Below are 12,601 nucleotides of genomic sequence, written 5' to 3' on the forward strand. Positions count from 1 at the left end.
TTCTAAGGTTCAAAGTAGCAAAGGTACTGAGGTTCTAAGGTTCTAAGGTTTTCTAACTTTACGCTTAGGTTAACTTTTGTGAGTTCATAATTCGCAAAAGACTGTAAACTGCGACTGCGACTGAAAACCTTTTTTAAGGTTCAGAGTTGCAAAGGTTTTTTTACTTTACGCTTAGGTTAACTTTTAGAAAATAATAATTCGTAAAGTACTGCATACTCTTACTCCGACTAAAAAATCGCAAAGAACTCTAAACAGTGACTGATACTGAAAACTGCGACTGAATACTGACCGCTTACTTACTGCTCTTAACCGCAGGCTTCTTCTTATCGTAATTCAAAGTTTCTTTTCGCACTTTCATTGGAGTATTTTTTCCTTTCTCTTCTTCGTCTTTTCCTTCTTTAATCAGTTTATCGTTCATTTCATTATCTTCTGCGGTAAAAATATCATCCTTAGATTTTATTCTTTCATCGCCGCGCCAAACCATTCCTCGCAGCTTTCGGGCGTTTTCAGGAAGTTCGTCTTCAGGGAAAATATCGCCGTCAACTTTATTGTAAAAAGTAATAGTTTCAACAGCATTATTCTCTAAAATCAAATTGATTTTACTGCTGACATTTTTATTAATTCCGATAAGCTCATTGGCGTCGTTCCGCATAAAATAAATAACTTCGGTATTCTTGACGACATCTACATCATGCAGTTTCCCATCCCTGAATTTTCCAAATAAATTGAGTCCTTTTACTTGGTTATAGCCCGTTCCGAGCGTATCCTTGGAGATTAGAAAAGTATTATTGAGAACTTTTAACGAATCTATTTTTCGTGTTTTATTATCGCCGATCAAATGCATCACATCTCCTGTGATTTGGCTTTCTCCGTTCCATAAAATCGGATTTCCAATTAACTTCGTCAGAGCACTTTTAGAGTCAGAATGTATAGAATCACATTTTCCGCTCATATCTATTTTATAGAAACGAACATTTTTAAAAGCTCTTAAAATTCTTTCGCCTTCCTTTCCTGTAACCAGCAGCTTTTGTCCGTGAATATAAACGGAATCATTTTCAACCAAATTGATTGCAACGGCTCTTTTTGTAACAAACATGGAATCTTTCAGTTTGTAAAGTTCGGCATAATGTCCTTTTACAATTCCTTTGTTTATAGAATCTGTGATTTTTACATTTCGAGTTGCCGATGCAAATTCGGTATTTCGATTATAAAATAAACTATCGCCTTCAATACGCCTATCGTCATATTTAATATAGGATTTCCTCAGAAAATGAGCTAGGTTTTTCTTCGTATCGTAAAATCCTTTTTCGGTATAAATGTAATTAGCTTTACTCGTAATTGTTGAAGGGCCAAAAAGATAAGTATGGCCAGAATTACTGTAATAATCCAAATGATTCGATTTGATTACATATTTTGGATTTGTAATAGTAACTTCCGTTAAAAACTGAAATTTCTTTTGTTCCACATAATATCTTCCAGACTTACTGACCAAAGTATTGTCTTTGTTTACAATTGTTCCTTTAGTATTATAAAAAACCTCTTGAATATTTCTGTCAAAATTAATGGTATCCGTCTGCAAAGTCGCATCTGGTGAAGTCAAGACGGCATTTCCTGTTGCAAAAGCTTTTTTTTCATTACCGCTGTATTCTGCATATTTACTGTTTAAGAACAAAGTATCACCCTGCACTAATTGTACATTTCCAAAAGCTTTTAAATAATTCTCTTTTTGAAAAAAATAGGCTTTATTACAAGTTAATACAACGCCGTCATGATTTACTTTTACATTTCCTGTTAGTAAAAGCGCATCTGGAACATTGACCTGATCGACATCAGAAAAATCAGCGTTCTCAATAACGATAGTTTTTGGAGCCTTAGCAGTTTTTTTTGCTTGCGCGAAAGTAAATTGAACGCTTAAAAAAGACAGACAAATAAATATGAAAAAGAGTGATTTCTTCAACTGATTAAATTTTTGTCAAATTTATAAAAAAGGTTACAACCTATGACTGTTATTAGGATTAATTTATAATAAGTCATCAACACTTCAAATGACAAATTCTGCTTCATTTATTTTTTCAACAAAACATACAACTCTCACGTTGTAGTTGTGCTATTTCAACTTCAAAATGATGCAAATTAAAAAGAGTTGGTTCTGAATTTTAAAAAATGAGTTACATTTAGAAAATAGTTTTTAATGCGTTCTATTTAGGAGCTTTAAAATTTAAAGACTATATTTAGTTAGCACAGCAATTATATGATAAGTAAAAGATTAATTACAGCAGGAATTACGTTAACTGTACTATTTTCGGCTTGTAAAACACAAGAATTAAAAATGAGTACAGCAAAAGAAGAAACGGCAGCCGAAAAAAAGGTTGTAGTCTATCAAGTTTTTACACGCCTATTTGGGAATAAAAATAAAACAAATAAACCTTGGGGAACCATAGAAGAAAATGGTGTTGGAAAGTTTAATGACTTTACAGATAAAGCGCTACACGAAATAAAAGATTTAGGAGTTACTTATATTTGGTACACCGGCGTTCCTCATCATGCTCTGGTACGTGATTATACAGCTTACGGAATATCAAATGATGATCCAGAAGTAGTTAAGGGACGTGCAGGATCTCCATATGCCGTTAAGGATTATTATAATGTAAATCCAGATTTGGCCGAAAACCCAGCGAAGCGTTTAGAAGAATTTGAAGCCTTGGTTAAGCGGACACATAATGCAGGTTTGAAACTAATTATAGATATTGTTCCCAATCATATTGCTCGTAAATACGAAGGAAAATCGAATCCAGCAGGAGTAAAAGATTTTGGTGCCGATGATGATGTGAATGTTGAATACAAACGAGATAATAATTTCTACTACATTCCAAAAGAACATTTTGAAATTCCAGATGGCGATATTCCATTAAATGGAGAAAAACATCCGCTTATTGATGGAAAGTTTGATGAAAATCCGGCTAAATGGACAGGAAACGGATCTCGTAAAATTAAACCAGATCAAAATGACTGGTATGAAACAGTAAAAGTAAATTACGGCGTGCGTCCTGACGGAACTAAAGATTTTCCTGAGCTTCCAGCTGGTTTTGATCAGAAATCGTATAAAGAGCATTTTGCTTTTTGGCAGGATAAAGATGTGCCTGATTCTTGGAAGAAATTCAGAGATATTGCCTTGTATTGGACAGCAAAAGGAGTTGATGGTTTCCGTTATGATATGGCAGAAATGGTTCCGTACGAATTTTGGAGTTATATGAACTCTTCCATTAAAATGAAAAATCCAAATGCATTTTTGCTGGCAGAAGTTTATAACCCTAATGAATACCGCAATTACATCCGTTTAGGAAAAATGGATTATTTATACGATAAGGTAGAAACTTACGATAAATTGAAAGATGTTATTCGAGGAAAATCTTCGCCAGATGAATTGACCGAGATTCAAAACAGAATGTCGGATATCGAACATCATATGCTTCATTTCTTGGATAATCATGATGAACAGCGTTTAGCAAGTCCTGATTTTGCAGGAACTCCAGAAAGAGGAAAGCCATTAATGGTTGTTTCGGCTACTATCAGCACTTCGCCCACAATGATTTATTTTGGACAGGAAGTAGGAGAGGCAGGAAATGAAGATGCTGGTTTTGGAAAACCTTCCAGAACGTCTATTTTTGATTATATCGGAGTTCCGAATCATCAGCGTTGGATGAACGACGGAAAATTTGACGGCGGACAGCTTTCTGATTCTGAAAAAAAGCTTCGTGATTTTTACAAACGGTTATTGAATTTTACCATTAACAGCAGCGCTTTGATGGGAAGTTTTGAAGAGATTCAATCTGCAAATCGCCAAAATAATGAAGGTTATGATGCTTTGTTGTATTCTTATGCTCGCTGGTCTGAAAAACAAAAATTGGTTGTAATTACTAATTTCTCTTCTGAGAAAGAAAGTGAATTTGACTTAAAAATTCCTTCATCGGTTATTTCAAAATGGAATCTAAAAGATGGTTCTTATGTGCTTGTAGATAAATTATATTCCGAAAGCAAAACTTATCTTACAGTCAAAAATGGTGAAGGTTCGGCACGAGTTAAAATAAAGCCTTCTGAATCATTTATTTATGAAGTAAACTAAGAAGTAATTAAAATAAAGAGCTTAAAATAAACCCTGCTTCGAACTTATTGAATCCAAGCAGGGTTATTGTTTTAAAGTTCTATTAAAAGTGAAAGAATTTCTTTAATTGAAAATTTAGCACCGCAGACAAATTCATCAGAAGCTCCATAGTAAACAGTAAGAGTGTCTCCATCAGGTTCTACGATATGACCATTTGTAAAAACCACATTGCCAAAAAAGCCGCTTAATTCATAATCTGTTTTAGGAAACATAATAGGAGTTTCTGTTCTCGAAATTACTTTTGAAGGATTTTCTAAATCCATTAAAAAAGCGCCTAGACAGTATTGGTGAAATTCGTTAGCACCATGATAAATTTCCAGCCATCCAAATTCTGTCTTTATTGGTGCTGCGCCAGCGCCGACCCTTTTACTGTCCCAATTGCCTTTTCTGGTTTTAATAATACATTTATGATTTCCCCAATGAAGACCATCGGGAGAAGAAGCAATCCAAATATAATTTCCACCAATATCTACACTGCTCGGACGATGTAAGGCATAGAATAAACCGTTTATTTTTTCTTCGAAAATTGCACAATCTTTATTATGAGGAGGGAATATCATTCCGTGTTTTTGAAAGCTCTTCCAATCTGTTGTAGTCCGTAAACCAACTCCAACACCATTAGAAGATACCGAAGTAAATGTCAGGTAATATTTTCCTTCAATTAAAGAAACGCGGCAATCTTCAATTCCGAAAGTTTCCAGAATTCCTTCACCAACTAAATAGGGATAGTTTTCAGGTTCGTAAAATTGTTTTCCATCATCACTGCATAGCAAGCGTATATGTGATAAAGTAGTTAGGTAATCAATTCCCTGATAATTAATTACACGGGCATCTGTGGCAATAAGTTCGGGGTGATCTTTAAGAATTTCTATAATTTCTATTAAACCTGTTTCTGTAAGTATAGGAAATGAGATAATGTTTTCTGCTTGCGTTGGTCTTTCGGCAACCCTTACTGCAAGCCAGATTTTATTTTGAAATTGAAATACGCCAGGATTAAGTAAACAAGTTATTTCTAATCCTTCTCTGCTTGGTGGTAAATCTGATGGTGAAATTATAGGATTTTCTGCAAAACGCTTGGCAATATCTTTCATAATGTTCGTATAAGTACATAGAAGGTATAAAAAAAAGCTGATACTTAATTCGTACCAGCTTTTTTTCTATACTTTTTTAACCTTTTTGAGTGCTTCAACATAATATTCGTTTACTTTTTCCCAATTAATATGTTCATAAAAAGCATCAATATAACTTCCTTTTCGGTTTTGATAATCAAGATAATAGGCATGTTCCCAAAGATCAATTCCTAAAATAGGTGTTCCCGGAATTAATGCATTTTTCATTAACGGATTGTCTTGATCCTGAGTTGTTGTAATTTGAAGTTTTCCATATCGGTCAACTACTAGCCAAACCCATCCAGAACCAAACTGCTTTTCTGACTGCGCTTTAAATTGATTCGTTAGATTGTTGAAAGAACCAAATTCTTTATTAATAGAACCGGCAAGAGTATCTTTAGGAGTTTGCTCTTTTGGAGTTAAAACATTAAAATAAAGCGTATGGTTGTAATATCCTCCAGCATTCTGACGAAGTTTGGCATTATTTAAATCCATCTTTTTCAAAATATCCTCAATAGGCATATTCTCAAATTCTGTAGAAACAATTTCTTTATTAAAATTGTTTGTGTAAGATAAATAATGTTTAGAATAATGAGTTTCTAAAGTCAAAGTTCGAATTGCAGGTGCAAGACCGTCATAATTAAAGGACAGTTTTGTCATTTCAAAAGAACCGGGATCAGCTTTAACATCATTTGGCGAACCAATAGTTATTTTTTCTTCTTTAGTCGGAAGAGGAACCTCAACAACTTCGGTCAGCTTATCTTCTTTGCAGGAAAACAATAGTAAAAATGAAGCTAAAGTGCTAAATAGAACAACGTTTTTCTTCATAATGTTATTTATTTTGATGATAATGAGTTAATGATCTCGATATAATTTTCTTTCGCCTCATCAATTGACATATGACTAATCTGCATCCAGGCATTAGTTTTGAACGCATCTCTCAAATCAAAATTTTCAGATTGATTGTAAACTGCTGTACCAAAAGTTGCCTGTTTGTAAAAAGCGTAAAGTCTTAACTGCACATCTTGCGGCAGTGAAGCCTGAGTCATTGTCATTGCAATTTCTACAGCTTCCGCAAAGCGAATATCTAAATCTTTCTCAGCCATTTATGCTTTCGTAGCAATAATTGTTTTTCCACCAATCGCTTTTTGATTCAATTCAACGTTGATAGGTGTACCTAAAGGTAAAAATAAATCTACTCTTGATCCAAATTTAATGAAACCAGCATCTGTTCCTTGAACAACCTGCATTCCCTCTTTGGCGTAATTTACAATTCTACGAGCCAATGCTCCAGCGATTTGTCTGTATAGAATAGCGCCAAATGTTTCATTTTCGATAACTACAGTAGTTCTTTCGTTTTCTTCACTCGCTTTTGGATGCCATGCAACAAGAAATTTTCCAGGGTGGTATTTGCTAAATTTAATGATACCATCCATCGCGTAACGAGTTACATGAACATTGATAGGAGACATAAAAATAGAAACCTGTAAACGTTTATCCTTAAAATATTCTCCTTCATAAACTTCTTCGATAACCACAACTTTTCCATCAACAGGAGCAAGGATATGATCGCTGTTCTTAATTGCAATTCTTTTAGGATTTCTAAAAAATTGCAAGATGATGATCAAAACTACAAGCGCTGCAATTTGAACTAGAGTTCTAAGCCAATTGATATCAATAAATTTTTCGGCTAATAAAACCACAACGACTGTAAAAACTACACCTAATAAAATGGACGGGCCTCCTTCTTTATGAAACATAATATAAAATTTGATAAAATAAAAATATAATTGGTGCTACAAATATAACACTATCTAATCGATCTAAAATACCTCCGTGTCCCGGCATTATCGAACCACTGTCTTTTACGCCTGCAATTCTTTTAAATTTGGATTCAATCAAATCTCCAATAGTCCCAAAAATGCTTACAATTAAAGCAATTATCGTCCAGATTAAAATTGATTTATTGCTAAATTCAGGATTGGGCTGAATGTACAGTTTTGAGATTAAAAAACCTGCAAAAGCTGCAAAAACAACACCGCCAAGAAAACCTTCAATAGTTTTTTTTGGGGAAACACGTTCGAACAATTTATGCTTACCGATTGATTTTCCAACTAAATACGCAAAAGTATCATTAGTCCAAATCAAAACAAATAATCCAAGAATAATTTTCGGATTATAGTCATTAGTTCCGAATGAGATTTTAACGATAAAAATAAAAGGAAGTGTAATATACCCAAGCAGGTACAAATATTTTGAAGAAGTGCTTATTTTTTGAACTGAATCATAAAATAAGAATATGATACATTTTATAGAAACGACTAGTGTAACTGCCAAAAGAATTAAATCCAGCTGTTTGATGTTGGTTTCTAAAGTTATATTAGAATTAAAAGTATCGTTTATAAATTTACTAGTCTGTTTGTTGTAATGGCTTATGAGAATTGTTGCCGCATAAATTGACATTCCAAAAAGTATAGAAAATACTTTGTTTAAATTAACGAGATTAGAAAATTCGTAAAGAGTGATAATTAAGAAAATACCAAAAAGTGTAATGAAGCTTTCGGTAGAAAACAATATCGAAGTTAGTAATAAAGCGATATAAACAGCACCAGAAATGGTTCTCTTCAGTGTTTCATTCATCTTAAAGATCTTCTAAAAGCAATAAATAAAGATTCTTGGCAACACTTCCGTATTGCGTAAAGTCTTCTTCTTTGGCTTTTTCGAAATATTTTATGGTAGTGATATTAGTAGGGTAGTCTCTTTCGTATTTACGTTTTATAGCGCTCAATCCGTCGCTTTTCATTGGAAGGATCTGGCTGGTTGTAGCTATAATAACAATATTTGCAGGTAATTCGTTTGGTTTATTTTGTCTAATTTGTTTTGATGAAAATAAAATTGAACCTTCATCAGCAATAAGGTTTTCACAGCTTGCCAATAAAAATTTTGGTTTAGAAGGAGCAATGTAAAATAATTTATTTTCTTCTAATAAACTAAACAAAGCTGGCTCATAACACAAAACTTCACTTTCAAACCAATCATTTTCTTCTAATATGTTTTCAAACTGTTCAGCAACTTCTTCAGTGTTTTCGCAGTACAAGAACTTACCTCCATTTTTTTTGAAATTGAAAATAAATTGCTCGTCTAAAGATAAATGACTGTTCTGTGCAGATGTACCTGCATATTCGCTTTCATTCTCTTCGTCAGAAGCGGCTTCGCTTGAGCCAAATATTTTTTTGAAAAAATTCATTTTTTATATGAAATACTTTACATGTTAATTGAAAACGTTCAAAGATAAAAAAATCTTAATTCAAAAGGGTATTTTGAATTAAGATTTTAAAAAATTATTACGTATTTCGTAAATTATTTATGAAACTACTTCTTCCAAATTTTTGTCAAAAGTTCGTTTTCCAAAAATATTTTCTAGATCATCTTTAAAGATAACTTCTTTTTCAATCAGAATATCAGCTAGTTGATTTAGTTTGTCTTTGTTTTCTTCTAAGATTTGAATCGCTCTCTGGTATTGACCTTCGATTAACTCTGAAATTTCAGCATCAATAATTTTTGCTGTTTCATCAGAATATGGTTTCGAGAAGTTATATTCACTTTGTCCAGTTGAATCATAATAAGTAACATTTCCGATTTTATCGTTCAATCCGTAGATTGTTACCATAGCACGAGCTTGACGCGTTACTTTTTCTAAATCGCTCAAAGCACCAGTTGAAATTCTGTCGAAAGTTACTTTCTCTGCAGCTCTACCACCCATAGTAGCACACATTTCATCTAACATTTGATCTGTTCTAACGATTTGTCTCTCTTCTGGTAAATACCAAGCAGCTCCTAAACTTTGTCCACGAGGTACAATAGTTACCTTAATAAGTGGCGCAGCATGCTCTAGCATCCAGCTTACAGTTGCATGTCCAGCTTCGTGAATAGCAATTGCTCTTTTCTCTTCTGGAGTTATAATTTTGTTTTTCTTTTCTAAACCACCGATAATTCTGTCAACTGCGTCAAGGAAATCTTGTCTGTCAACAGCAGCTTTGTTGTTACGTGCAGCAATTAAGGCAGCTTCGTTACAAACGTTTGCAATATCTGCACCCGAAAAACCTGGAGTTTGTTTAGCTAAGAAATCTAAATCTAGACCTTCAACTTTTTTGATAGGAGCTAAGTGTACTTTAAATATTTCAGCTCTTTCGCGAATATCTGGTAAGTCTACAAAAATCTGTCTGTCAAAACGTCCTGCACGCATTAAAGCTTTGTCAAGGACATCAGCTCTATTGGTTGCAGCTAATACAATTACGTTAGAGTTTGTCCCAAAACCATCCATTTCTGTTAGTAATTGGTTCAAAGTGTTTTCTCTTTCATCATTTCCGCCAGACATATTGCTTTTTCCTCTTGCTCTACCAACAGCATCAATTTCATCGATGAAAATGATAGCAGGAGATTTTTCTTTTGCTTGTTTGAATAAATCACGTACACGTGAAGCTCCAACTCCTACAAACATCTCAACGAAATCAGAACCTGATAAAGAGAAGAAAGGTACCTGAGCCTCACCGGCAACAGCTTTTGCCAATAAAGTTTTACCAGTTCCTGGAGGTCCTACAAGTAGAGCACCTTTTGGAATTTTACCTCCCAGATTGGTATATTTTTCAGGGTTTTTAAGGAATTCAACAATTTCTTGAATTTCTTCTTTAGCACCTTCTAAACCAGCAACATCTTTAAATGTAGTTTTGATATCTGTTTTTTCATCGAATAGTTTGGCTTTAGATTTTCCGATATTGAAAATCTGTCCGCCGCCTCCAGCACCTCCGCCAGACATTTTACGCATGATGAAAATCCATACACCAACAATGATGATGATAGGAAGTAAGCTGATTAAAATATCGCTCCAATTGTTTTTTTGAAGGAAATTAAAATCTTTCAGTTTGCCCTCGCTAACCGCTTTTTCAAGTTTTGTTTGAAATATTTGATCATTACCAATTTCCAGCGTATAGTGCGGACCTTTGTTTGGCTGTTTGAAAATATCTTCAGCAACTTTTTTATTTGACGGGTCTTTAAGAGCCGCAGCATTTAAATATACTTCAGCCTCAGCTTTGTTGTACACAATAACTTTTTCAATCTGGCCTTTTTCTAAAAGCGTGTTGAATTTAGAAGAAGTTAATTGAGCAGGTTCGCTTAAGCTAGATCCTCCGGTAGCAAAACTTATAAATAAAAAAACTAAAAGTATTGCGGTATATATTAACCAAGGACTTATTTTAAATTTATTCGGATTTGGATTATTATCTTTAGCCATTTAATGAAAGTTTCTTTAGTATTTATTTTCGATTGTAGTTATTTTGGCATCACCCCAAAGGCTCTCGATATTGTAATATTCGCGAATATGTTTCTGGAAAACATGTACTACAATGTGTACATAATCCATTAAAACCCATTCTGCATTATCGGTTCCTTCTACGTGCCAAGGTTTATCTTTTAAGTCTTTTGATACTGTTTTTTGAATTGAGTTTACGATGGCGTTAACTTGGGTATTTGAGCTACCGTTGCAAATTACAAAATAGTCGCATACAGCTGTATCTATTTCTCTTAAGTCAAGAATATCGATATCATTTCCTTTTACTTCCTCAATCCCTTTGATTATGTTCGCCAGTAGAACATCATTATTAATCGTCTTTTTCGCCATGAATTATTTTATATGTGAATTTGTAAAGTTACCAAATTTTGTGATTATTTTTGAACCTTAACAAAATATTAAATTAAGTTATCTAAATTATTTAATGAAACTAATCAAACTCGATGCCATAGATTCAACAAATGATTTCCTAAAAGCATTGTCAAGTCAGGATCAACTAGAGAATTTTACGGTGGTAACAGCTGAAAATCAGACAAAAGGCAAAGGACAAATGGGAGGAAAGTGGGAGTCTGAAGCTGGTAAAAACTTAATTATGAGTGTATTGGTAAAGGATTTTCTATTTAATAACGAACAAGTCTTTAATTTAAGTGTCGCTGTTTCATTAGCAGTTACAGAAGTGCTAAAATCGTTAAATATTCCTGATATATGCATAAAATGGCCAAACGACATTCTGTCATACAATAAGAAATTGGTTGGCATACTAATCGAAAACACCATAAAAAGCGATGGCAGGATCGTGTCAGTTGTCGGAATAGGGATGAACGTAAACCAAACTGATTATGCAGATTTGCCAAATGCATCTTCTCTAGCAGTAATTTCAGGTAAATCTTTTGATAAAGAAGAATTAGCAATTTTAATAGTAGAAAAAATAAAGGAGAAAATACAGTCATGGCAGACTTCTGCAAAAGATTTATGGACCGATTATTTTAATTCTTTATTCAAAAAAGGAGTTCCAATGCCTTTCAAAAACCTCAACGATCAAAATTTCATGGGAATCATTCAAGGCGTTTCTCCAATTGGAAAATTGCAAGTTTTATTAGAAGATGATTCTGTTGTAGAATTTGATATAAAGGAGGTTAAAATGCTCTATTGAGAGGCTCAAAGGAACAAAGGTTCAAAGGCACAAAGGTTTTCTGTAGAGATGCACTGCAGTGCGTCTAACCCAAAGTTGCCACACAGTGTGATATTTAGGAAAAGGAGAGATTTATACAAGTAACTCCACTTTTAAATTGTTAATTTTCGTCGAATTTCTCGCGGAGATTTCTCCTTCTTCGAAAAGACAAAAAACAAAAAAGTCCAATCGCCAGATTGAACTTTTCATTTATCATTCACCATTAATAATTCACCATTATTAAAGCTTATTCATATTATTTGCTAGAGTTTCGATGAATTTGCTGATTGGTCCTTTAACCATCATTGCCATCATAGCATTAAACTCTCCTTCAAAAAACAATTGAACTGCACTTTCAGAATCAGAAATGCTGTCAATGTTTGAAGTCAAAGTAAACGGAAGTTTGTCACTTGCTGCACCCAAAACAATTTTGTTTGGAGCCACTTTGTCTTTCATTTTCAATTTGATTTCAGGCATCCCTTTCAATCCAAAAATAAAAGCGTCTTCGCCAGTCACTTCAAATTTAGCGATATTATCTGGCATTAATTTTTCAAAATTCTTAACATCAGTCAATTGATCAAATAAATCTTGAGCTGATTTCTGAACAGTAACTTTTGGACTTTCTAAGTTCATATATTTTTTATTTTTTTATTATTTAAAGTGACAAAGAGCAAAAAAATAAATTCCAATTTTTTAAATTCCAAATTCCAAAAAAGAGCGAAGCGATTTTTTAGAAAATCTAAAATCTAAAATCTAAAATCTAAAATCTAAAATCTAAAATCTAAAATCTAAAATCTAAAATCTAAAATCTA

Annotated in this window: 12 protein-coding genes; 2 read left to right on the forward strand and 10 right to left on the reverse strand. The window is 33.4% G+C overall.

The annotated features are described in order from the left end of the window. Positions 1-292 precede the first annotated feature (292 nt). A complete protein-coding gene (locus QE431_RS07350) occupies positions 293-1,957 on the reverse strand; it encodes an OstA-like protein (RefSeq protein WP_307294325.1) in 1,665 nt (554 codons plus the stop codon). Between the two features lie 294 nt (positions 1,958-2,251). On the opposite strand from QE431_RS07350, the gene QE431_RS07355 reads away from it, so the two are divergent. Next, positions 2,252-4,123 carry an alpha-amylase family protein gene (locus tag QE431_RS07355; RefSeq protein WP_307294328.1) on the forward strand — a complete coding sequence of 624 codons (1,872 nt, stop codon included), beginning with the start codon at positions 2,252-2,254 and terminating at the stop codon, positions 4,121-4,123. Positions 4,124-4,194: 71 nt separating this feature from the next. On the opposite strand, the gene QE431_RS07360 is transcribed toward QE431_RS07355, so the two are convergent. From QE431_RS07360 to rsfS, 8 genes are all read right to left on the reverse strand, one after another. Beyond that, a complete protein-coding gene (locus tag QE431_RS07360; protein WP_134141071.1) occupies positions 4,195-5,253 on the reverse strand; it encodes a glycoside hydrolase family 130 protein in 1,059 nt (352 codons plus the stop codon). Between the two features lie 66 nt (positions 5,254-5,319). Beyond that, positions 5,320-6,099, reverse strand: a complete 780-nt coding sequence (locus QE431_RS07365; protein ID WP_057118565.1) for a superoxide dismutase — start codon at positions 6,097-6,099, stop codon at positions 5,320-5,322. 8 nt (positions 6,100-6,107) lie between these two features. Then, positions 6,108-6,377, reverse strand: coding sequence for an acyl-CoA-binding protein (locus QE431_RS07370; RefSeq protein WP_057118564.1), 270 nt, complete (start codon positions 6,375-6,377; stop codon positions 6,108-6,110). Next, positions 6,378-7,031 carry a phosphatidylserine decarboxylase family protein gene (locus tag QE431_RS07375; RefSeq protein WP_134141073.1) on the reverse strand — a complete coding sequence of 218 codons (654 nt, stop codon included), beginning with the start codon at positions 7,029-7,031 and terminating at the stop codon, positions 6,378-6,380. After that, the gene (locus QE431_RS07380; protein ID WP_134141075.1) at positions 7,021-7,911 is read right to left on the reverse strand and encodes a phosphatidate cytidylyltransferase; all 891 of its coding nucleotides are present in this window, start codon (positions 7,909-7,911) and stop codon (positions 7,021-7,023) included. Before QE431_RS07380 ends, QE431_RS07375 begins: the two co-directional genes overlap by 11 nt. A gap of 1 nt (position 7,912) precedes the next feature. Further along, on the reverse strand, positions 7,913-8,518 hold the full coding sequence (locus QE431_RS07385) for a lactate utilization protein B/C (protein ID WP_134141077.1): 606 nt from the start codon (positions 8,516-8,518) through the stop codon (positions 7,913-7,915). Positions 8,519-8,635: 117 nt separating this feature from the next. Continuing rightward, positions 8,636-10,561, reverse strand: a complete 1,926-nt coding sequence (gene ftsH, locus QE431_RS07390) for an ATP-dependent zinc metalloprotease FtsH (RefSeq protein ID WP_057118560.1) — start codon at positions 10,559-10,561, stop codon at positions 8,636-8,638. Between the two features lie 15 nt (positions 10,562-10,576). Continuing rightward, positions 10,577-10,948 carry a ribosome silencing factor gene (gene rsfS, locus QE431_RS07395; RefSeq protein ID WP_007809313.1) on the reverse strand — a complete coding sequence of 124 codons (372 nt, stop codon included), beginning with the start codon at positions 10,946-10,948 and terminating at the stop codon, positions 10,577-10,579. Positions 10,949-11,042: 94 nt separating this feature from the next. Between rsfS and QE431_RS07400 the strand changes: the two genes are divergently transcribed. Continuing rightward, positions 11,043-11,771, forward strand: a complete 729-nt coding sequence (locus tag QE431_RS07400; RefSeq protein ID WP_307294389.1) for a biotin--[acetyl-CoA-carboxylase] ligase — start codon at positions 11,043-11,045, stop codon at positions 11,769-11,771. A 258-nt stretch (positions 11,772-12,029) separates the two neighbouring features. Here QE431_RS07400 and QE431_RS07405 read toward each other — a convergent pair whose 3' ends face one another. Next, positions 12,030-12,422 (reverse strand): orotate phosphoribosyltransferase, encoded by a 393-nt coding sequence (locus QE431_RS07405; protein ID WP_095954711.1) that lies wholly within the window; start codon positions 12,420-12,422, stop codon positions 12,030-12,032. Positions 12,423-12,601 lie beyond the last annotated feature (179 nt).

This window comes from Flavobacterium sp. SORGH_AS_0622 (genome assembly GCF_030818825.1).
Classification (GTDB): domain Bacteria; phylum Bacteroidota; class Bacteroidia; order Flavobacteriales; family Flavobacteriaceae; genus Flavobacterium.

What these genes read in the sequence shown, in the direction of transcription:
- QE431_RS07355 (WP_307294328.1), top strand. Translation starts at nt 2,252, where the DNA reads ATGATAAGTAAAAGATTAATTACAGCAGGAATTACGTTAACTGTACTA.
- QE431_RS07360 (WP_134141071.1), bottom strand. Translation starts at nt 5,253, where the DNA reads ATGAAAGATATTGCCAAGCGTTTTGCAGAAAATCCTATAATTTCACCA.
- QE431_RS07365 (WP_057118565.1), bottom strand. Translation starts at nt 6,099, where the DNA reads ATGAAGAAAAACGTTGTTCTATTTAGCACTTTAGCTTCATTTTTACTA.
- QE431_RS07370 (WP_057118564.1), bottom strand. Translation starts at nt 6,377, where the DNA reads ATGGCTGAGAAAGATTTAGATATTCGCTTTGCGGAAGCTGTAGAAATT.
- QE431_RS07375 (WP_134141073.1), bottom strand. Translation starts at nt 7,031, where the DNA reads ATGTTTCATAAAGAAGGAGGCCCGTCCATTTTATTAGGTGTAGTTTTT.
- QE431_RS07380 (WP_134141075.1), bottom strand. Translation starts at nt 7,911, where the DNA reads ATGAATGAAACACTGAAGAGAACCATTTCTGGTGCTGTTTATATCGCT.
- QE431_RS07385 (WP_134141077.1), bottom strand. Translation starts at nt 8,518, where the DNA reads ATGAATTTTTTCAAAAAAATATTTGGCTCAAGCGAAGCCGCTTCTGAC.
- ftsH (WP_057118560.1), bottom strand. Translation starts at nt 10,561, where the DNA reads ATGGCTAAAGATAATAATCCAAATCCGAATAAATTTAAAATAAGTCCT.
- rsfS (WP_007809313.1), bottom strand. Translation starts at nt 10,948, where the DNA reads ATGGCGAAAAAGACGATTAATAATGATGTTCTACTGGCGAACATAATC.
- QE431_RS07400 (WP_307294389.1), top strand. Translation starts at nt 11,043, where the DNA reads ATGAAACTAATCAAACTCGATGCCATAGATTCAACAAATGATTTCCTA.
- QE431_RS07405 (WP_095954711.1), bottom strand. Translation starts at nt 12,422, where the DNA reads ATGAACTTAGAAAGTCCAAAAGTTACTGTTCAGAAATCAGCTCAAGAT.